This window comes from Neoroseomonas alkaliterrae (assembly GCF_014199195.1).
GTDB lineage: Bacteria > Pseudomonadota > Alphaproteobacteria > Acetobacterales > Acetobacteraceae > Neoroseomonas > Neoroseomonas alkaliterrae.
Map to the genome: position 1 here is coordinate 285,552 of NZ_JACIJE010000001.1, position 19,451 is coordinate 305,002.

Here is a 19,451-nt window from a genome sequence, read left to right on the forward strand (position 1 = left end):
AAGCAGCGACGAAGGCCACGATGCCCACCATCCTGCAGATCTCCGACGCCCACCTCTCCCCGCGCAGCCCATTGTTCCGGGAGAACTTCGCCCGAATCCGGGCGCTGGCCGAGGCGCTGGCGCCGGACCTCGTGGTGGCGACTGGCGATCTTTCCCTCGACGGCGCGGACCACGAGGAGGACCTCGCATTCGCCGCCGAACTCCATGCCGACCTTCCCGCGCCACTGCTCGCCCTGCCGGGCAACCACGATGTCGGCAGCCATGCCCGCACAATGCCGCGCCAGCCTGTGGATGCGGCTCGGCTGGACCGCTTCCGCGCCCATCTCGGCCCGGGTCGCGGCGTGGTGGACCTGCCGGGCTGGCGCGTCATCGGCCTGAACTCGGAGGTGATGGGCACGGGGCTCGCGGAGGAGGCGGAGCAGGCGGCGACGCTGCCTGGGCTTCTCGCGGATGCGGGCGAGCGGCGCATCGCGCTGTTCCTGCACAAGCCGGTCTTCGTCACCGCGCCGGAGGATCCGACCTTCGACTACTGGTCGGTGCCGCCGGCGGCGCGGCCGGCCCTCGCACCGGTCCTCGACCACCCGGCCCTGAGGCTCGTCGGATCAGGCCATCTGCACCTGCATCACCGCTTCGAGCGCGGCCGGGTTGCGTTCGCCTGGGCCCCGCCGCTCTCCTTCCTGGTCCATCCGGACGAGCAGCCGGGCCTGCCTGGGGAGCGGCTGTGCGGCGCGCTCCTGCACCATCTTCATGCGGATCGCGCGGAGACGGAACTTCTCGCGCCCGCGGGCCTTGACAGGCCGATCCTCGACGACATCCGCGATCTGACCTACCCGCGCGGGGGCTAGGTCCCCGCCATCCGGCGGTGTCCTAGGCCGCGAGCTTCGCCGCCACCTCGAACGCGGCCTCCGTCTTCTCGCGCATCTCCTCGAGGCTCACCCCCGGCGCGAGTTCCGTCAGCACCAGCCGCTCCGGCCCCTTGCGCGCGATCTCGAACACGCCGAGGTCGGTCACCACCATGTCCACCACCCGCGCGCCGGTCAGCGGCAGGGTGCAGCGGTTCAGCAGCTTCGGCTTGCCGCCGGCGGTGTGCTCCATCAGCACGATCACCTTCTTCACCCCGGCCACGAGGTCCATCGCGCCACCCATCCCCTTCACCATCTTGCCGGGGATCATCCAGTTCGCGAGATCCCCGTTCGCCGCCACCTGCAGCGCGCCAAGGATCGAGAGGTCGATGTGCCCGCCGCGGATCATCCCGAAGGAGGTCGCGGAGTCGAAGAAGGAGGAGGTCGGAAGCTGGGTGATGGTCTGCTTGCCGGCGTTGATCAGGTCGGGATCCTCCTCCCCCTCATAGGGGAAGGGGCCGAGGCCGAGCATGCCGTTCTCGGACTGGAGTTGCACGTTCATCCCCGGCGGGACGTGGTTGGCCACCAGCGTCGGGATGCCGATGCCGAGGTTGACGTAGAAGCCGTCCTGCAGTTCGCGGGCGGCGCGGGCCGCCATCTCGTCGCGCGTCCAGGGCATCGCTCAGACCTCCTCACCGGCGGCGGCGGCCGCCTCGCGCTTGCGCACCGTGCGCTGCTCGATCCGCTTCTCGTAGCCCGGCGGGCAGGCGATGATCCGCTTCACGAAGATGCCGGGCGTGTGGATGTGGTCGGCGTCGATCTCGCCGGGGCGGACCAGGTGCTCGACCTGTGCGACCGTCACCTTCGCCGCGGTGGCCATCATCGGATTGAAGTTCCGCGCCGTCTTCCGATAGACGAGGTTGCCCTCGGTATCGCCCATGTAGGCGTGCACGATGGCGAGGTCGGCGAAGATGCCGCGCTCCATCACGTAGGTCTCGCCGTCGAACTCGCGCGTCTCCTTGCCCTTCGCCACCTCTGTGCCGACGCCGGTGCGGGTGAAGAAGGCCGGGATGCCCGCGCCGCCGGCGCGGATGCGCTCGGCGAGCGTGCCCTGCGGGTTGAACTCGATCTCGAGCTCCCCGGCGAGGTACTGGCGGGCGAATTCCGCGTTCTCTCCGACATAGGAGGAGATCATCTTGCGGATCTGCCGCGTCTTCAGCAGCAGGCCGAGCCCGGCATCGTCGATGCCCGCGTTGTTGGACACCACCGTGAGGTCCTTCACGCCGCTCTCGCGGATCGCCTCGATCAGCAGGGCGGGGATGCCGCACAGGCCGAAGCCGCCGGAATGGATCACCATGCCGTCGCGCAGCACGCCGGCCAGCGCCGCCTTCGCGTCAGGATAGACCTTGCCCATGGGTGCCCCCGGAACCGTGACGTGAGGCCCCCTCCCTACCGTTCCGCGCGGCGCGCCGGAAGGGGGCGAGCCCCCCCTTGCGGGTGCGGCGGGCGAAGGCTATACCGCGCGCCTCTTCCCGGGGGGCCATAGCTCAGTTGGGAGAGCGCTTGAATGGCATTCAAGAGGTCAGGGGTTCGACTCCCCTTGGCTCCACCACCCCGCCCCGGCTTCCGCTGATGGCCGCGCCAGAGCGGCCGCTTGGTCCTCCGGCCGCGCTCGGCTAGCCTGCTCGCCCCTCCGCAGCGAAGGCCGTCGCGCCGTGCAGCACCCCAGCCCATTCGCCTCATGCCGCGCCCGGTCCAGGCGCGTGCAGGCCTGCCCATGAGCCGCCTGCCGCCCCATCCGCCGCTCGCCCAGCACTATGGCAGCGAGGCGGCGCGCGAGCCCTTCGTGCGCACCCTCTTTGACCGCGGCGCGCCTTCCTACGACCAGATCGACGCCGTCTTCTCCTTCGGCACCGGCCCGCGCTACCGCCGGGAGGCCCTGATGCGCAGCGGCCTCGCGCCGGGCCAGCGCATGCTCGACGTCGCGATCGGCACCGGCCTCGTGGCGCGGGAGGCGCTGCGCATCCTCGGCCGCGCGGAGGATCTCGTCGGCCTCGATGTCAGCCCCGGCATGCTGCGCGAGGCGCGCAGCCTCGGCCTGCCGCTGGTCCAGGCCAAGGCCGAGGCCATCCCGCTCGCCGATGCCAGCATGGACCTCGTCACGGTCGGCTATGCGCTGCGCCACTTCGCCGATCTCGGGGCGGCCTTCGCCGAGTTCCGCCGCGTCCTGCGCCCCGGCGGCGGCGTGCTGCTGCTCGAGATCGACCACCCCGAAAGCGCCTTCGGCCAGGCGGCGCTGCGCTTCTACCTCGGGCACGTGGTGCCTTCGCTCTCCCGCTGGCTCGGCGGCGGGCGCGATGCACGGCGGATGATGCGCTACTTCTGGGACACGATCGACGCCTGCGTGCCCGCCGCCGCGATCGAGGAGGCGCTGGCCGGCGCTGGTTTCACCGAGGTCCGCTGCGAGATCCAGCTCGGCATCTTCCGCGCCTACCGCGCGAAGGCGCCCCTGGCCGCCTGATCCTGCCCGCGTCCCGGCCCGCCCGGGCAGCAGCCCCTCGCGCCGCGCGCCGGCCCGCCGCCGATCAGCCGATGCCCACGACCCGGTAGGCGAAGGCCGTCCCGTCCGGCTCCGTCACCGTCACATGCTCGCCCGGGCGCACCGGGTCGGGGCCGCAGTCGAAGCGCGTCTCCGGGGCGTCGGGGCTGTCCGCGGCCGCCTCGAAGAAGCGGATGGACCAGCCATGGTCGGGGTCGTGCTGCACGTCCCCGCGCAGCGGCTCGGCGCCGGGCCGGATGCGCCGGGCCCGCCAGGGCTCGGGGTCCGCGGCCCAGGCGGCGGCATCCGGCCGGCCCGTGGGATCGAGGCCGAGTTCGATCTCGTAGCGGTGCTCCGGGCTGCCTTCGGGGAAGCCCGGCCCGGCCGCCAGCGCCAGCATCACCGTCACCTTCGCCATGCTCAGATCGCCACCCGCACGCCGAGCTCCACCACCCGGTCGGAGGGGATGCGGAAGAACTCGGTCGCCGGCACCGCGTTGCGCGACATGATGGTGAAGAGCCACTGCCGCCAGCGCGACATCTTCGGCACCGCGGCCGCCACCACCGTCTCGCGGCCGAGGAAGTAGGAGGTCTGCATCGGCTCGTAGCGGATGCCTTCCTCCTTCAGCGCCTCGAGCTCCTTCGGGATGTGCGGGCTCTCCTGGAAGCCGTAGCGCAGCACGACGCGGTGGATGTCGGGGGCGAGCGCCTCGACCTCCCGCCGCCGCTCGGGGGCGACGAAGGGCACGGGCTCGTTCAGCACCGTGACGAACAGCACGCGCTCGTGCAGCACCTTGTTGTGCTTGAGGTTGTGCAGCAGCGCGCCGGGCAGGAAATCGGCCTGGCTCGTCATGAACACCGCCATGCCCGGCACGCGGATGGTGCGCGACTGCGGCAGCCGCGCGATGAAGGATTTGAGCGGCAGGCCATCCTGGCGGAAGCGGGCGAAGAGCAGTTCGCGCCCCTGCTTCCACGTCGTCATGATCAGGAACAGCGTGATGCCGAGCAGCACCGGGAAGTAGCCGCCCTGCGGCACCTTCAGCAGGTTGGCCGCGAAGAACGTCGCGTCGATCACGAAGAAGGCGCCGAAGAGCGGCAGCGCCACCACCGCCGGCCAGCGGAAGTGCCTCCAGAACACGATGGCCGCGAGCAGGCTGGTGCAGACGAAGGTGCCCGTCACGGCGATGCCGTAGGCGGCGGCGAGGCTGTCGGAATCGCGGAATTCCAGCACCAGGATGATGACGCCGATCAGCAGGGCGAAGTTGATCTGCGGCAGGTAGATCTGCCCCTCTTCCGTCTCCGAGGTATGGCGCACCACGAGGCGCGGCAGCAGCCCCATCTGCACGCATTGCCGCGCCACCGAGAAGGCGCCCGAGATCATCGCTTGGCTCGCGATGACGGTCGCCATGGTAGCGAGGAAGACGAGCGGCAGGCGCAGCGCCTCGGGCGCCAGCAGGAAGAAGGGATTCTCGATCGCCGCAGGGTTGGCGAGCAGCAGGGCCCCCTGGCCGAAATAGTTCAGCACCAGCGCGGGCAGCACGATGAACAGCCAGGCGAAGCGGATCGGCCTCGCGCCGAAATGCCCCATGTCGGCATAGAGCGCCTCCCCGCCCGTCACCGCCAGCACCACCGCGCCGAGCGCGATGAAGGCGACCACGCGATGCGTTGCGGCGAACTCGATCGCATGGTGCGGGGAGAGCGCGGCGAGCACGGCCGGGTTCTGCACGATCTGCGCGATGCCGAGCAGCGCGAGCGTGCCGAACCAGACCGCCGTCACCGGCCCGAAGATCGCGCCCATCCTGCCCGTGCCGCGATACTGCACGAGGAACAGCGCGAGCAGCACCACGAGCGCGAGGGGGATCACCGCGTCCTCGAAGATGGGGTCAACCACCTTCAGCCCCTCGACGGCCGAGAGCACAGAGATCGCGGGTGTCACCATCCCGTCGCTGAAGAAGAGGCTCGCGCCCACGATGCCGATGACGAGCGCCGCGCGCCGCAGCCACGTCCCTTCGGGCAGGGCCGAGAGCGCGAGCGCCATGAGGGAGATGATGCCGCCTTCGCCGCGGTTGTCGGCGCGCAGGATGAAGCCGACATACTTCACCGTGACGACGACGATGAGCGACCAGAAGATCAGGCTGAGGATGCCGAGGACCGCCTCGGGGTTGGTGCCCTCGCTCTGGAAATGGATCAGCGAGGCCCGCATGGCATAGAGCGGGGAGGTGCCGATGTCGCCATAGACGACGCCGAGCACGCCCAGGATCAGGGCGGGCCGCAGAGGCCTGGGCTGGCCGTGGCCGGGGGGACTCACGCGGGCTCGCTGCGCTGCGTCATGGTGGCAAGGCATAGGGCCTTACGCCCGCCTGCCGCAATCCTGCCGCGATGTGCCGCGCGCATGGCGGGAGCGCCGGCGGCGGGGATGGCGCCCGCCGCCCCGGCCCCGTCAGTGCCCGCGCAGGATCTGGCTGAGGAACAGCTTCAGCCGGTCGGTCTTGGGGTCGTTGAACACCTGGTCGGGCGTGCCGACCTCGACCACCTCGCCCTGGTCCATGAACACGACGCGGTCGGCGACCTGCCGGGCGAAGCCCATCTCGTGCGTCACGACGATCATCGTCATGCCGGTCGCGGCCAGCATGACCATGGTGTCGAGCACCTCCTTGATCATCTCGGGATCGAGGGCGGAGGTCGGCTCGTCGAACAACATGATCTTGGGCTTCATGCAGAGCGCGCGGGCGATCGCCACGCGCTGCTGCTGCCCGCCCGAGAGCTGGCCGGGATACTTCTTCGCCTGCTCCGGGATCTTGACCCGGGTCAGGTATTCCATCGCCAGTTCCTCGGCCTCCTTCTTGGGCATCTTGCGCACCCAGATCGGCGCCAGCGTGCAGTTCTCGAGCACCGTGAGGTGCGGGAACAGGTTGAAGGACTGGAACACCATCCCGACCTCGCGGCGGATGGCATCAAGCGCGCGGAGGTCGTCCGACAGCTCGATCCCGTCCACGATGATCCGCCCCTCCTGGTGCGTCTCCAGCCGGTTGATGCAGCGGATCATGGTGGACTTGCCCGACCCCGAGGGGCCGCAGACCACCACCCGCTCCCCGGTCGCGACCTGGAGGTCCACGTCGCGCAGCACATGCAGCGCGCCGAACCACTTGTTCACCTTGTCGAGCACGATCGCCGGCGGGGCGTCCGTGCGCATGGCGGAGGCGATGTGGCCTTCCGTCGTCTCGAGGGCTGCGCTCATCGGAGTCTCGTGTCCCAGATCGTCGTTGCGGGTCAGCGGCGGCGGTGCTTGTTGAGGTCGGCCTCGAGCCCCGCGCTGTATTTCGACATGGCGAAGCAGAACACCAGGTAGATCAGGCCGACGAAGACATAGACCTCGACGCCGAAGCCCTGCCAGGCAGGCTCGACGATCGCGGTCTTGCCCGCGGTCAGCAGGTCGAAGATGCCGATGATCAGCACCAGCGAGGTGTCCTTGAAGAAGCCGATGAAGGTGTTGACCAGCGGCGGGATCACCATGCGCAGCGCCTGCGGCAGGATGATCAGCCCGGTCTTCTGCCAGTAGGAGAGGCCCATCGCGTCCGCGGCCTCGTACTGCCCCTTCGGCAGGCCCTGCAGCCCGGCGCGCACCACCTCCGCGAGGTAGGCTCCGGCGAAGAGGATGAAGGCGATCTGCGCGCGCAGCAGCTTGTCGATGTTCATCCCCTCGGGGAGGAACAGCGGGAACATGACCGAGGCCATGAACAGCAGGCTGATCAGCGGCACGCCGCGGATCAGCTCCACATACAGCACGCAGAGAACCTTGATCGCGGGCAGGTTCGACCGCCGCCCCAGCGCCACCAGGATCGAGAGCGGGAAGGCGAAGGCGAGGCCGAAGGTGGCGAGGATCAGCGTGATCGGCAGCCCGCCCCAGCGTTCCTGCGGCACATAGGGCAGGCCGAACACGCCGCCCCACATCAGGATGCCGATCACGGTCAGCGTGCCCATCCAGATCGGCACCAGCGTCCAGTTCCAGAAGCGCCGCATCGCCGAGACGACGTAGAGCCCGACGAACAGCACGCAGACCAGCGCCGGGCGCCAGTGCTGCTCGTAGGGATAGGTGCCGAACAGCATGAAGCGGTGCTTCTCGGTCACCACGGCCCAGCAGGCGCCGCTGCCCTGCAGCTCGCGGCAGGCCTGGGTCTGCGCCTGGCCGTTGGGCGCGATGGGCACCGACCAGATGGCGTTGATGAAGGCCCAGTCCACGAGGCCCATGACCGCGCGCACGATCAGGTAGCCGAGCGCCAGCGTCACCGCGGTGGAAAGCCAGCCGGAGAAGAGGTTGGCGCGCAGCCAGGCGAGCGCGCCGGTCGTCGCGACCGGCGCCTCGCGCCGCGGCGCGCTGCGGGGGACGGAGGTGTTGGCGGTGATGTCGCTCATGGTGTCCTCACCGCTCCACCAACGCGATCTTCGCGTTGTACCAGTTCATGAACAGGCTGATGGACAGGCTGATCGTCAGGTAGACCATCATGATGATGGCGATGCCCTCGATCGCCTGGCCGGTCTGGTTCAGCGTCGTGTTGGCGATGGAGACGATGTCCTGGTACCCGATCGCCACCGCCAGCGAGGAATTCTTGGTCAGGTTCAGGTAGTTCGAGGTCATGGGCGGGATGATGACGCGCAGCGCCTGCGGCATGACGATCAGCCGCAGCACCTGGCCGTGCCTGAGGCCGAGCGCCTGCGCCGCCTCCCACTGCCCCTGGTTGACCGAGAGGATGCCCGCGCGCACCACCTCGGCGATGAAGCCTGCGGTGTAGGTCACGAGGCCGATCAGCAGCGCGGCGTATTCCGGGCTCATGGTCATGCCGCCCTGGAAGTTGAAGCCGCGCAGCGCCGGCCAGTCGATCTGCCAGGGCGCGCCCATCACCTGCCAGACCAGCAGCGGCAGGCCGATCAGCAGCGCGACCGCGGCAGGCCAGACCTTGCGCGGCTGGCCATCGGCCATCTGCCGCGCCCGCGCGGCCCGCGCGTAGAGCCAGGTCAGCACGATGCCCGCGAGGAAGGCGAGCAGGGCGGCGGTGTGCGCGCTCTCCCAGACGAGCGCGGGGAACTTCAGCCCGCGGTTCGAGAGGAACACGCCCTCGACGGGGTTCAGCGCCTGCCGCGGGCCCGGGAAGCCCTGCATGATGGTGTACCAGAACAGCAGCTGCAGCAGCAGCGGCAGGTCGCGGATCACCTCGACATAGAAGGCCGCGAGCTTGGCGACGAGATAGTTCTTCGACAGCCGCGCGATGCCGATCAGCGTGCCGAGGATGGTCGCGAGCACGATGCCGATGAGCGAGACCTTCAGCGTGTTCAGCACGCCCACGGTCAGCGCGCGCAGGTAGGTGTCGGTCGGGTCGTAGCGGATCACGCTCTCGGCGATCGGCAGCCCGGCCTCGCGCTGGAGGAAGCCGAAGCCGGTGGCGATGCGCCGGACCTCGAGGTTGTGGACGGTGTTCGACCACAGCCACCAGATGATCGAGCCGACGATGCCGACGACGACGATCTGCCAGACGATGCCTCGCACACGCTCGTCGGCCCAGGAAAGGCGCAGCGGCCGTTTCGGCGGCTTGCGCCGGTAGCGGGGGTCCGCGGTCGCGTCGGACATTCTCGATCGGCCTCTCTGTCTTGTTGCCCGCCTCGGGGGGCGGGGGGGCGCCGCGGGGCGGGGGATCAAGCCTCCGCCCCGCGGCCGTTCACATCAGCGGAAGGGCGGCGCGTACTGCAGCCCGCCCGGCGTCGTCCAGAGCGCGTTCGGCCCGCGCTGGATGCCGATGGGGGTCAGGTTCCGCTCGAACATCTGGCCGTAGTTGCCCAGGCGCGAGACGATGTTGACCATGAAGGCGTTGTCCACGCCGAGCATCTGCCCGAGCCCGCCCGTGCGGCCGAGCAGGCGCTGCACGTCGGGGCGGTTGTCGTTCAGCATCTGCTGCACGTTCTGGCTGGTCACGCCCAGTTCCTCGGCGGTCAGCAGGCCGAAATGGATCCAGCGCAGCAGGTCCGCGAAGCGCTGGTCGCCGTGGCGCACCAGCGGCCCGAGCGGCTCCTTGCTGATTACGTCGGGCAGGATGACGTGGTCGGCCGGGCGCGGCTGCACCGAGCGCGTGGCCGCGAGGCCCGAGACGTCGGTGGTGTAGGCGTCGCAGCGGCCCGAGAGGTAGGCCTGCACCACTTCCTCGAGCCGCTCGATGACAACGGGGCGGAAGTTGATGCGGTTCGAGCGCGCCCAGTCGGTCAGGTTCTGCTCGGTGGTGGTGCCGGGCTGCACGCAGATGGTCGCGCCGTCGAGCTCGCGCGCCGTGCGCACGCCAAGGCTCGCCTTCACCATGAAGCCCTGGCCGTCGTAGAAGTTGATGCCGGTGAAGTCGAAGCCGAGGCTGGTGTCGCGCGACAGCGTCCAGGTCGTGTTGCGCGAGAGCATGTCCACCTCGCCCGACTGCAGCGCGGTGAAGCGGTTCTGCGCCGTGGTCGGCACGAAGCGCACGCGCTCGGGGTCGTTGAACAGCGCGATGGCGACGGCGCGGCAGTAGTCCACGTCGAAGCCGCGCCACACGCCCTGGCTGTCGGGCTGCGCGAAGCCGGCGAGGCCGGTGTTGACGCCGCAGATCAGCGTGCCGCGGGCGCGGATCGCATCCAGGGTGGGCGAGGTGCCAGCCGCGGGGGCAGGCTGCTGCGCCAGGGCGGGCATCGTGACCACCGTCGCCAGGGCGGCGGCGCCGAGGACGCGCCGCAGGAAGGGCCGTGCAGGCTTTCTCACACTCTGTCTCCCATTCGTTGCGCCCGCCGGGTCCGCCGGTCGGGCCTGTCCGAAGGCCAGGCAGCCATGCTGCGCCACGGCGGGGCGGGGATCAACGCGGATCACGCCCCGCCGCCCGGCAGGCCTCCGGCCGCGGGGCCTAGCAAACTCCGGGCCGTGGGGGCAAACCTTTCCCGCCCCGCCAGCCGGGGGCGGAGGGGATGAGGACCATGCTGCAGCTCGACCGCGACGCCCTGCGCGCCGCCCTGCCCTGGGACGCGCTGATCGAGGCGCTCGCCGCCATGTTCCGCGAGGGCTGCGAGGCGCCGCTGCGCCATCGCCACACCATGCCCGGCGAGGGCGGGGCCGAGAACACGCTGCTGCTGATGCCCGCCTGGCGCGCCCATGGGCATACCGGCGTCAAGATCGTGCATGTCGCGCCCGGCAATGCGGCGCGCGGGGAACCGGCGGTGCATGCCGCCTACCTGCTCTCGGACGCGACGACCGGCGCGCCGCTCGCGCTGATGGATGGCGGCGAGCTGACCGACCGGCGCACCGCCGCGGCCAGCCTGCTCGCCGCCCGTCACCTCGCGCGGGCGGACAGCGCGCGGCTGCTGCTGCTCGGCGCCGGCAAGGTCGCCCGCGCGCTCGCGGAAGGCTACGCCGCCTGCTTCGCCCTCAAGGACATCGCCATCTGGTCGCGCAGCGCCGCGCGCGCCGGGCGCCTCGCCGCCGACCTCGCCGCGCATGGCCTGCCCGCCCGCGCCACGCCGCACCCCGATCCGGCAGCGGCGGACATCGTCTCCGCCGCCACGCTCGCCGTCGAGCCGCTGGTGCGCGGGGCGGATGTCCGGCCGGGCACGCATGTGGACCTCGTCGGCGCCTATCGCCCCGACATGCGCGAGAGCGACGGCGCGCTGCTCGCCCGCGCGACGCTGGTGGTGGACACGCGCGCCGGCGCCATGGCCGAGGCCGGGGACATCGTGCAGGCCATCGCCGAGGGCGCGATCACCGCCGCGCATGTCGCGGCCGACCTCGCCGAGCTCTGCCGCGGCGCCCATCCCGGCCGGCGCGAGGCCGCCGAGGTCACCGTGTTCAAGTCGGTCGGCTGGGCCGGCGAGGACCTCGCCGCCGCCGCCCTGGCCTATGCGCGCGCGCGCTGAAGCCGCGCCTCTGCCGCGGGTGCGAAGCCGGGGGGTCGCAAGCCGTCCCGCCCGGGGCCAGAATGGGGAGACGAGACCGTCGCTTACCGGGGACAGACAGAACAATGGATGACGCCAAGCAGCCGCCCGTCGAAGACACGCGCACCGCCCGCGTGACCGCCGAGGAGGCGCTGGCGATGCATGCCGAGGGGCGGCCCGGCAAGCTCGAGATCCGCCTGACCAAGCCGCTCATCACCGCGCGCGACCTCAGCCTCGCCTATTCGCCCGGCGTCGCCGAGCCCTGCCTGCACATCGCGCGCGACGCGCGGCTCGCCTACGACTACACGGCGAAGGGCAATTTCGTCGCCGTCGTCTCCAACGGCACCGCCGTGCTCGGCCTCGGCAACCTCGGCGCGCTGGCCTCCAAGCCGGTGATGGAAGGCAAGGCGGCGCTGTTCAAGCGCTTCGCGGACGTGGATTCGATCGACCTCTGCGTGGACACCGAGGACGTGGACGCTTTCGTCAACGCGGTGCGCTACCTCGGCCCCTCCTTCGGCGGCATCAACCTCGAGGACATCAAGGCGCCCGAGTGCTTCGTCATCGAGCAGCGCCTGCGCGAACTCATGGACATCCCGGTGTTCCATGACGACCAGCACGGCACCGCCATCGTCGCCGCCGCCGGGCTGATCAACGCGCTGCACCTGACGGGCCGCGACATCGCGACGACGCGCCTCGTCATAAACGGCGCCGGCGCCGCCTCGATCGCCTGCGCCGAGCTGGTCAAGGCGATGGGCATGCGCCCCGAGAACGTCATCCTCTGCGACACCAAGGGCGTGATCTGGCGTGGCCGCACGGAAGGCATGAACCAGTGGAAGTCGGCCCATGCGGTCACGACATCCGCGCGCACGCTGGCTCAGGCGCTGGAAGGCGCGGACGTGTTCTTCGGCCTCTCGGTCAAGGGCGCGCTGACGCAGGAGATGGTGCGCGCCATGGCGGACAAGCCGATCATCTTCGCCATGGCCAACCCCGACCCCGAGATCACGCCCGACGAGGCGCGCGCCGCCCGGCCGGATGCCATCATCGCCACCGGCCGGTCGGACTACCCCAACCAGGTGAACAACGTCCTCGGCTTCCCCTTCATCTTCCGCGGCGCGCTCGATGTGCGCGCCAGCACCATCAACGACGCGATGAAGATCGCCGCCGCCGAATCGCTCGCCATGCTCGCGCGCGAGGACGTGCCCGAGGAGGTCTCGGGCGCCGGCGCGGGCAAGGCGCTGCGCTTCGGCCCGGACTACATCATCCCCAACGCCTTCGATCCGCGGCTGATCTCCCGCGTCTCGCCCGCCGTCGCCAAGGCGGCGATGGACACCGGCGTGGCGCGCAGGCCGATCATGGACCTGCAGCGCTATGCGCGCGACCTCGCGAACCGGCTGGACGCGACCGTCGGCGCGCTCGAGGCCATCGCGGAATCGGTGCGGCAGAACCCGAGGCGCGTGGTCTTCGCCGAAGGCGAGGAGGAGAAGGTCATCCGCGCCGCCATCGCCTTCCGCAACGCGGGCTATGGCACGCCGGTGCTGGTCGGGCGGGAGGAGCGCATCAACGCCGTCGCCGCCGCCCTCGGCATCCCGCTGCCCGAGGGGATCGAGTTCCAGAACGCGCGCGTCTCCGATTCGAACCGGCGCTACGCGGAGTTCCTCTACGCCAAGCGGCAGCGCCAGGGCTTCCTGTTCCGCGACTGCCAGCGCCTGGTCAACCAGGACCGCAACGTCTTCGCCGCCTGCATGGTGGCGATGGGCGATGCGGATGCGGTCGTCACCGGCACCACGCGCTCCTTCTCGGTAGCGATGGAGGGCATCTCGATGGCGATCGACCCGGTGCCGGGCCGCGTCGTCTTCGGCGTGTCCATCATCGTCTCCCGCCGCGCCGGCACCGTGCTGGTGGCCGACACGGCGGTGCATGAGCGCCCGGACGCCGAGACGCTGGCCGGTATCGCGCGCGGCTCCGCCGCCGCCGCGCGGCGCCTCGGGCTCGAGCCGCGCGTCGCCTTCCTCTCCTTCTCCACCTTCGGGGATCCGCGCGGGACCATCCCGGGCAGCATCCGCGACGCGGTGAAACTCCTCGCGGAGAAGGGCGCGGATTTCGAGTTCGACGGCGAGATGGCCGCCGATGTCGCGCTCGATCCCGGCCTGCGCGCCTCGCTCTATCCCTTCTGCCGCCTGAGCGGGCCGGCGAATGTGCTGATCATGCCGGGGCTGCACGCGGCGCACATCCTGGCGCGCTCCGTGCCGCGGCTGACCAGCGCGACGGTGATCGGCCCGCTGCTCACGGGCCTGTCGCATTCGGTGCAGATCGTGCCGATGCAGGCCGGGGTCAACCAGATCCTGGACGTCGCCTGCCTCGCCGCCCACGCCGCGACGTCACGCTGAGGGCGCGCCGCGCCGCGCGGGGGCGTCAGGCCCACAGGCGGGCGTGCCGCCCCGCGGCCGCCGGGTGGCCTGCGCGGTGCGGGCCAGGGGCCGCGCGCGCGGAACCGGAGCCGCATGCCGGCAAGTGGCAGGCCCTTCGCCCGCCAGTGGCACGCGCGGGGCGGCCGCGTGTGACATCGAGGGCTGATGCACGGCGTGCACGGGGCCTGACCCTCGGCCGCCGGGCGATTGCTCGCGAAGGGTGATGGCCGGTCCAAATCCCGCCCGGGCTCGGAGACCGTTTCGGAATGCCGGCACCGGTCCGCTCCCTCACCCGGCTACCCGACGCACGTATCCTGGATGGGTGGCCCGGAGGGCGAGCGGCTGGTGCCGGACCACAGAATGCGCCCGCCGGCGCGTTCTCGAACAGTCTCTCAGCGCGAGGCCGGCGGCGGTTCCGCGGGCTGGGCGGGCGCGCCCGGCTGGGCCGCCGTGCCGGACTGGCCGGTCAGGCGCTCGCCCTGGCGCGCCGTCCAGTCGCCCGCGCCCTGCATCTGCTGGCCGGTCCATCGCAGCGCACGGCCCACCGCCTCGCCCGTGCTCTCCGCCGCGCGTTCGAGCGCCTGGCCGGTCTGCCCCGCCGCGCGGTCGATCGCGGCGCCGGTGCGCTCGCCAAGGCCCGGCTGGCGCGGCTGCGCGGCGAGCGGAGCGGACTGTGCCGGCGCGGCGGGCTCGGCCGGGCGGGGCACGGGCGGCGGCAGGCTGCCGGCCTGCTGCGCCAGCGCGGGCGGGGCGGCAAGCGCGGCCAGGGCAACGAGGGGGATGATCCGCATGGCGACCTCCGGGCTCGGCAGCGCGGCCGCCAGCCGGGGCCGCGCGTCACGGAAATGATGCGCCGGGCCTGCGGCAACAACGGGGCAGGGGGCGCCGCCCCGATGACGGCCCTCCGCGCCGGGACACGCGAGGCCGCGGCAGACCCCGATGATCCGCGCGCGCCCGGTCGCGGGACGATGCGCCGCAAGCCTTGCCCCCGGCCGAACAGAGCGCGAGCGGCCCCCGGCCGCGCCCCGGTGGCGAACCTCGCGGCGCTGCGCTACGGGCCGAAGGCCCATTCCCCGGCCCGGCGCAGCCGCGTCCCGGTCCAGTCCGCGGCACGCCCGAGCGCCGAGCCGGTGCGTTTCGCCCCGCGCTCCAGCCCCTCGCCGGTCCGTCGCGCGCCGCGCTCGACCGCCGCGGCGGCGCGCTTGGCAACCCGTTCGGTGCGGCGGCCCGCGCGCTGCACCACACCCTCGGCCGAGGCAGGCACGGCCAGGGTCGCGGCCATCAGGCCGAGGATCCAGTCTCGCCGTCTCATGGCCGCTACCTGGGCAATCCCGGCCGCCGGGTCAAGAATCGAGCCGGATCCCCAGTTCGCGAATCAGCGGCCGCCAGGTCGCGTTCTCCTCCCGCACGAAGGCGTCGAAGCGCGCCGCGTCCCAGTCCGTCGTCTGGATGCCGAGGGCGCGCGTGCGCGCCTGCACCTCCTCGGAGGCCATGGCACGCACCAGCTCGGCGTTCAGCCTAGCGATCACCGGCGCGGGCGTGCCGCGCGGCGCGCTCAGCCCCTGCCAGCCGAAGGCCACCGCGTCGTGGCCCATCTCGCGCAGCGTCGGCACGGCGGGCGCCTCGGCGGTGCGGGCGGCGGTCAGCACGGCCAGCGCGCGCACGCGCCCGTCGCGGATGAAGGGCAGGCCGGTGGCGGTGTCGATCATCACGAGGTCCACGCTGCCGCCGAGCAGATCCTGCATCGCCGCCTGCCCGCCGCGATAGGGCACGTGGTCGGCGGCGAGGCCGCTGCGCCGCTTGACCAGCTCCATCGCCAGATGATGCGGGGAGGCCACCGCCGGGCTGCCATAGGTCGGCGCACGGCTCCGGCTCGCCGCCAGCAGCGCCGCGAAATCCGCCCAAGGCGCATCGGCGCGGCAGACGATGTAGAGCGGGAACATGCCGATGAAGCCGATGCCCGCGAAGTCGCGGTCCGGGTCGTAGGGCAGGCGGGCATAGAGCGCCGGGTTGTAGACCAGGATGCCGTTGTCCACGTGCATCAGCACATGCCCGTCGGCCGGGGCGCGGGCGACGGTCTCGCTCGCGAGCACCGCGCCGCCGCCCGGGCGGTTCTCCACCAGCACCGGCTGGCCGAGCCGCGGGACCATCTGCGCCGCCACCAGCCGCGCGAACACATCCGACGGCCCGCCCGCCGGATAGCCGACGACGAGGCGCAGCGGCCGTTCCGGCCAGGCGGGCTGCGCGAGCGCCTGCCCCGCCGCGAGCCCGAAAGCCGTGCCGATCGCCGCGCGCCGTCCGAACATCGTCCGCTCCTGCCGAATCCGGCCGCAATCTGCGTCCGGCGGCGCGCCGCGCCAAGGGGCGGGGGCCTCGCCAGCCCCGCCCGCGCCGGATAAGCAGCGGTCGTGCCTGCCGCCCTGTTCCTCGCCCTCAGCCAGATCGGCGACCCCGCCTTCCGCCGCCCGCTGATCCTCGGCGTGCTCGGCGCGCTGCTGGCCATCGGGCTGCTCGCCTGGGGCGCAATCGAGGCCGCGGCCTGGGCGGCGGGCGGCACGGGCTGGCTCTCCTGGCTCGCGCAGGCCGGCGGCGGGGCGGCGGCGCTGCTGCTCGCCTGGTGGCTGTTCCTGCCGGTCGCGGCGGCCATCGCCGCGCAGCTCGTCGAGCCGGTGGCGCACGCGGTGGAACGCCGCCACTACCCGCATCTGCCGCCGGCGAGCGGCGCCTCGGTGGCGGCGCAGGTCGCCTTCGGCCTGCGCTTCGGCCTGCGGCTGCTGGCCATCCAGATCCTGCTGCTGCCGCTGCTGCTGGTGCCGGTGGTCGGCTTCTCGCTCGCGCTGCTGGTCTCGGCCCATGCGCTGGGGGCGGGGATGGTGCAGCAGACCGCGCTGCTGCGGATGGAGGCGCCGGCGGCGCGCGCGGCGTGGCGGCGGCTGCGCCTTTCGGGCTGGGTGCTCGGGCTGCTGCTGGCGCTGATGGCGCTCGTTCCGCTGCTGAACCTGCTCGTGCCGGTGCTCGGCACGGCGGCCTCCGTTCACCTTCTGCAACGCTCCACATCATCGTGATTGCGCGAATCCTGGGGATAAGCCGGGGCGCGGCGTTGTGGCGGGGAAAGCCCGCGTGCTAGCCCCGGGGCTTCACGCCACTCGCAGGGAATCGAAGGGGACCACGATGTCGCTGTTCCGCCGCAAGGACGAGCCTGGCGCCGATACCGGCTCCACCACCATTCCCGCCGCGCGCGACCCCGATCTCGCCGTGCCGCCCTTCCGCCCCGCCGCCGCCACGCAGCCGGCCGGCGCGGCCCCCGCCGTCGGCCCGGCGGCGCCCAAGCCCAACGCGCCCCCGGCCACGGCCGCCGGCGTGACCCGCGTCGCCGGCGCCGCGCCGACGCCGCCCGCCTCCACCGCCCCGCGCGCGCCCGCCGCGCAGCCCGAGCGCCGCACCCTCGTGGTCGGCAAGGGCATCAGCCTGCAGGGCACGGTGACCGAGGCCGAGCGGCTGGTCATCGAGGGCACCATGGAAAGCCAGCTCCTGCAGGCGCAGGAACTGGTCATCACCCATGCCGGCGTCTTCAAGGGCGAGGTGCAGGTCGAGGATGCCGAGATCGCCGGCACCTTCGACGGCTCCATCACCGCGACGGGCAGCCTCGTGATCCGCTCCACCGGCCGGCTGCTCGGCACGGCGCGGACGCGCAAGCTCTCGGTGGAGGAGGGCGGGCAGGTCTCCGGCAAGATGGAGATGCTCTCCGACGGCGCGCCCCAGGCCCGGCTGCCGCTGGCCCCCGCCCGGACCTCCGAGCCCGCCGACGCCTGATCCCGGGCGGACGGAGGATCGGCCTTCATCCGCCGGGTATCGTCAGTCCTCGCTTCCGCGCGCGGCCGGCCCGCGCGCCATGCCAGCGGCCGAAATATCAGGCCTTTCGCCCGCTGGCATGGGCGGGCCGCGCAGCTTGCCGCCGCGGGCGGCCGCCGGAGGATCCGCGTGCCGACAGCGGCGCCGCTGCTCGCCTGCCTGCTGCCCCTGCTCGCCCTCGGCTGCGCCGCCGAGGGGCCGGAGGAGGCCGCAGCGGCGATGCGCGATGCGCTGGCGAGCACGCGGGCCAGCCTCGCCCTGGCCGGCGTGGCGCCGGCGCCCGCGGCGGCCCCGGCTGACGCCCCGCGGCCCGCGGCACGCGCCGCTTCCCCGGCCCTGCCCGCCGCCCTGCCGCAGCCCGGCGCGCCCCGCGCGCGCGGCGTGGCGCCGCCGGCCTCGGCCGCCGCCCTGATGGGCGCGCGGGCGGAGGATCTCCGCCGGATGCTCGGCGAGCCCTCCCTCAGCCGCGCCGATGGCGATGCCGAGATCTGGCTCTATGAAGCCCCCGCCTGCCGGCTCGACGTGATCCTCTATGCCGAGGGCGGCGCGCTGCGGGTCGCCCATGCCGCCGCCCGGGCGCTGGCCGAGGGCGGCGCGGTGACCGAGGCGGCCTGCCTCGCGGCCATCGCCGCCGCCCCGGCCACAGCACCCTGGCCCGGGACGGGGCGGCGGGCATGATCGGCGGCCGCCGAAGCCCCGGCCCTCGCGCGCCGCGTGCCGCAAGTCTGGCGCCTCGGCGCGCCCGGCATGGCGGCGGCGAGGCGCGGCGGTCGATCCGGCCCCGCACGCCGGCGCGGCCGGACATGGCGTTCCACGCCGAAGGGCCGCGCGGGCGGCCCGCAGCGCCGATGGTCCGGATGCCGCATGCCAGCGGTGATGCGGCGCGACCCATGGGCAGCCACCCGCGCCCGGCCCTCGATGGGCGCGCCCGCGAAGCGCGGTTCCCTCCCGCATGAGCGCCTGGCTCGACGCCTTCGTGCCTGCCTTCGCGCTGCTCGCCCTCGGCGCGCTGCTCAAGCGGCGGCTGCTGCGCGACGACACGATCTGGGCGGGGATGGAGAGGCTGATCTACTGGGTGCTGCTGCCCTCGCTGATCGTCTCGGCGCTCGCGCCGCTCAATCTCGCGGAACTGCCGCTCGGGCGGATCGCGGCGGCGATCTGGGGTGCGCTGGCGCTGGGCACGGTGGCCTCCGTGCTGCTCGCCCGCGCGCTCGGGCACGGGCACGCGGCCATGACCTCGGTGCTGCAGGGCGGCATCCGCTTCAACAACCTGATGGGCTTCGCCATCGTCGGCGCGCTGTTCGGCGCCGCCGGCACGGGCTTCGGCGCGGTCGCCACCGGCATCATCGTGCCCTTCGTGCAGGGCGCGACGACGCTCGCCTTCGCCTTCGACGGCAAGCGCGGCCCGCCGCGGCCGCTCTCGGTGCTGCGCCAGCTCGCCATCAACCCGCTGATGATCGCGGTGGTGCTGGGCTTCGCCGTCGCGGCGCTGGGCGGCCTGCCGCCGGGCCTCGCGCCGACGGTGCAGGCGCTGGGGCGCGCCTCGGTGGCGCTCGGCCTGCTCTGCGTGGGCGCGGCGCTGTCGCTGCAATCCTTCTCCGACCGCGTGCCCACCCAGGCGCTGACCGGCGTGCTGAAGCTGATGGTCATGCCGGCCGCGACCTGGGCCCTGTGCCTGCTGTTCGGCGTGCCGCCGCTCGCCACCGCCGTCGCGGTGGTGTTCATGGCGCTGCCGACGGCCGCGACCTCCTACGTGATGGCGCGCGCCATGGGCGGGGACGCGCCGCTGATGGCCGCCATCACCACCACCGAGCACATCGCGGCGATCATCACCCTGCCCTTCTGGGTCTGGCTGGTCGCACCCTGAGGTCGCGCCCGA

The 19,451-nt window shown here is 72.6% G+C and carries 19 protein-coding genes and 1 tRNA gene; 9 read left to right on the forward strand and 11 right to left on the reverse strand.

Annotated features, from left to right (window positions below):
• Positions 1–20: 20 nt before the first annotated feature.
• Entirely contained in the window at positions 21–845 is an 825-nt protein-coding gene (locus FHS88_RS01385; RefSeq protein WP_184480547.1) for a metallophosphoesterase family protein, read from the forward strand.
• A 22-nt stretch (positions 846–867) separates the two neighbouring features.
• On the opposite strand, the gene FHS88_RS01390 is transcribed toward FHS88_RS01385, so the two are convergent.
• Positions 868–1,521: a CoA transferase subunit B gene (locus FHS88_RS01390; protein WP_184480549.1), complete on the reverse strand. Its 654-nt coding sequence runs from the start codon at positions 1,519–1,521 to the stop codon at positions 868–870.
• A gap of 3 nt (positions 1,522–1,524) precedes the next feature.
• On the reverse strand, positions 1,525–2,256 hold the full coding sequence (locus FHS88_RS01395; RefSeq protein WP_184480551.1) for a CoA transferase subunit A: 732 nt from the start codon (positions 2,254–2,256) through the stop codon (positions 1,525–1,527).
• A gap of 122 nt (positions 2,257–2,378) precedes the next feature.
• Between FHS88_RS01395 and FHS88_RS01400 the strand changes: the two genes are divergently transcribed.
• Positions 2,379–2,454 (forward strand) — tRNA-Ala (locus FHS88_RS01400).
• A 165-nt stretch (positions 2,455–2,619) separates the two neighbouring features.
• Positions 2,620–3,363 (forward strand): class I SAM-dependent methyltransferase, encoded by a 744-nt coding sequence (locus FHS88_RS01405; protein ID WP_211842438.1) that lies wholly within the window; start codon positions 2,620–2,622, stop codon positions 3,361–3,363.
• Positions 3,364–3,427: 64 nt separating this feature from the next.
• Here the strand turns inward: FHS88_RS01405 and FHS88_RS01410 are convergent, their stop codons facing one another.
• The 6 genes from FHS88_RS01410 to FHS88_RS01435 all read right to left on the reverse strand — a co-directional run bounded on the left by FHS88_RS01410 (position 3,428) and on the right by FHS88_RS01435 (position 10,083).
• Positions 3,428–3,799, reverse strand: coding sequence for a hypothetical protein (locus FHS88_RS01410; protein ID WP_184480555.1), 372 nt, complete (start codon positions 3,797–3,799; stop codon positions 3,428–3,430).
• Positions 3,800–3,801: 2 nt separating this feature from the next.
• Positions 3,802–5,724: a potassium transporter Kup gene (locus FHS88_RS01415; RefSeq protein WP_184480557.1), complete on the reverse strand. Its 1,923-nt coding sequence runs from the start codon at positions 5,722–5,724 to the stop codon at positions 3,802–3,804.
• A 96-nt stretch (positions 5,725–5,820) separates the two neighbouring features.
• A complete protein-coding gene (locus FHS88_RS01420; protein ID WP_211842439.1) occupies positions 5,821–6,618 on the reverse strand; it encodes an amino acid ABC transporter ATP-binding protein in 798 nt (265 codons plus the stop codon).
• Between the two features lie 32 nt (positions 6,619–6,650).
• Positions 6,651–7,793: an amino acid ABC transporter permease gene (locus FHS88_RS01425; protein ID WP_184480559.1), complete on the reverse strand. Its 1,143-nt coding sequence runs from the start codon at positions 7,791–7,793 to the stop codon at positions 6,651–6,653.
• A 7-nt stretch (positions 7,794–7,800) separates the two neighbouring features.
• Positions 7,801–9,003 carry an amino acid ABC transporter permease gene (locus FHS88_RS01430; protein ID WP_184480561.1) on the reverse strand — a complete coding sequence of 401 codons (1,203 nt, stop codon included), beginning with the start codon at positions 9,001–9,003 and terminating at the stop codon, positions 7,801–7,803.
• 93 nt (positions 9,004–9,096) lie between these two features.
• Positions 9,097–10,083, reverse strand: a complete 987-nt coding sequence (locus FHS88_RS01435; RefSeq protein ID WP_184481288.1) for an amino acid ABC transporter substrate-binding protein — start codon at positions 10,081–10,083, stop codon at positions 9,097–9,099.
• A 278-nt stretch (positions 10,084–10,361) separates the two neighbouring features.
• Between FHS88_RS01435 and lhpI the strand changes: the two genes are divergently transcribed.
• Both lhpI and FHS88_RS01445 read left to right on the forward strand, forming a co-directional pair.
• Positions 10,362–11,294 (forward strand): bifunctional Delta(1)-pyrroline-2-carboxylate/Delta(1)-piperideine-2-carboxylate reductase, encoded by a 933-nt coding sequence (lhpI, locus tag FHS88_RS01440; protein ID WP_184480563.1) that lies wholly within the window; start codon positions 10,362–10,364, stop codon positions 11,292–11,294.
• A 104-nt stretch (positions 11,295–11,398) separates the two neighbouring features.
• Positions 11,399–13,699 (forward strand): NADP-dependent malic enzyme, encoded by a 2,301-nt coding sequence (locus tag FHS88_RS01445; RefSeq protein ID WP_184480565.1) that lies wholly within the window; start codon positions 11,399–11,401, stop codon positions 13,697–13,699.
• 413 nt (positions 13,700–14,112) lie between these two features.
• Here FHS88_RS01445 and FHS88_RS01450 read toward each other — a convergent pair whose 3' ends face one another.
• The 3 genes from FHS88_RS01450 to FHS88_RS01460 form a co-directional block, all read right to left on the reverse strand.
• Positions 14,113–14,511 (reverse strand): hypothetical protein, encoded by a 399-nt coding sequence (locus FHS88_RS01450; RefSeq protein ID WP_184480567.1) that lies wholly within the window; start codon positions 14,509–14,511, stop codon positions 14,113–14,115.
• Positions 14,512–14,771: 260 nt separating this feature from the next.
• Complete coding sequence (locus FHS88_RS01455; protein WP_184480569.1) at positions 14,772–15,002, reverse strand: hypothetical protein; 231 nt, start codon at positions 15,000–15,002, stop codon at positions 14,772–14,774.
• Between the two features lie 61 nt (positions 15,003–15,063).
• Positions 15,064–16,026, reverse strand: a complete 963-nt coding sequence (locus tag FHS88_RS01460; protein ID WP_184480571.1) for a Bug family tripartite tricarboxylate transporter substrate binding protein — start codon at positions 16,024–16,026, stop codon at positions 15,064–15,066.
• 102 nt (positions 16,027–16,128) lie between these two features.
• On the opposite strand from FHS88_RS01460, the gene FHS88_RS01465 reads away from it, so the two are divergent.
• The 4 genes from FHS88_RS01465 to FHS88_RS01480 all read left to right on the forward strand — a co-directional run bounded on the left by FHS88_RS01465 (position 16,129) and on the right by FHS88_RS01480 (position 19,439).
• On the forward strand, positions 16,129–16,785 hold the full coding sequence (locus FHS88_RS01465) for an EI24 domain-containing protein (RefSeq protein WP_184480573.1): 657 nt from the start codon (positions 16,129–16,131) through the stop codon (positions 16,783–16,785).
• Positions 16,786–16,891: 106 nt separating this feature from the next.
• Positions 16,892–17,533, forward strand: a complete 642-nt coding sequence (locus FHS88_RS01470; RefSeq protein WP_184480575.1) for a bactofilin family protein — start codon at positions 16,892–16,894, stop codon at positions 17,531–17,533.
• Positions 17,534–17,701: 168 nt separating this feature from the next.
• Positions 17,702–18,250 carry a hypothetical protein gene (locus tag FHS88_RS01475; protein ID WP_184480577.1) on the forward strand — a complete coding sequence of 183 codons (549 nt, stop codon included), beginning with the start codon at positions 17,702–17,704 and terminating at the stop codon, positions 18,248–18,250.
• Positions 18,251–18,524: 274 nt separating this feature from the next.
• The gene (locus tag FHS88_RS01480; RefSeq protein WP_184480579.1) at positions 18,525–19,439 is read left to right on the forward strand and encodes an AEC family transporter; all 915 of its coding nucleotides are present in this window, start codon (positions 18,525–18,527) and stop codon (positions 19,437–19,439) included.
• Positions 19,440–19,451 lie beyond the last annotated feature (12 nt).